This window comes from Bartonella sp. TS82HLJMH (assembly GCF_042193495.1).
Lineage (GTDB): Bacteria > Pseudomonadota > Alphaproteobacteria > Rhizobiales > Rhizobiaceae > Bartonella > Bartonella grahamii.
Genome location: NZ_JBHILU010000106.1, coordinates 1 through 575, shown reverse-complemented (window position 1 = coordinate 575; position 575 = coordinate 1). Strand labels below are relative to the sequence as shown.

Annotated in this window: 1 pseudogene; it reads right to left on the bottom strand. The window is 37.9% G+C overall.

The features are described from left to right. Positions 1–325 precede the first annotated feature (325 nt). A pseudogene (locus ACFIKO_RS09500) lies at positions 326–575 on the bottom strand (ABC transporter); the annotation flags it as partial.

Genomic DNA, 575 nt, shown 5'->3' with positions numbered 1-575 from the left:
TCCTATGGTATTCATGATCTCTCATGAAAAACAATGAATTATCCTTATAAATCAACGTGACAGTGCTGTTATGAAAAGAACTCCTTGCACATCTTCATAGCCCATAGAGATTAACTTGGTATCATTTTATATTTTGTACACAGATGAAGTATTTTTATAAAAATGCCTCCATCTCACGCAGAAAAAAACAGCCCGTTAAGACTTTAAAAAAGAAAAACCTCTCAATGCTTGCCCCTCTTTTTCCATGAGAGATTCAAATTGATAAGCCTGTCTGAAAGGAGTGCTGTTTATATCCTTAAAGATACTGCTCTTTAATAATGATCACTTACTCCGGTGAAAATTGGAGTTTTGCGAGGTAAGCATAGACGCCATTTTTTGCCACAAGTTCAGCATGGGTTCCTTCTTCCACAAGAGCGCCTTTATCCATCACGAGAATGCGATCAGCTTTTAAAATTGTTGCCAAACGATGTGCAATTACCAAGGTTGTACGATTTTGCATCAATCCTTCTAAGGCGTCTTGCACCAACTTTTCACTGTTTGCATCTAAAGCAGATGTGGCTTCATCAAGCAGCAAC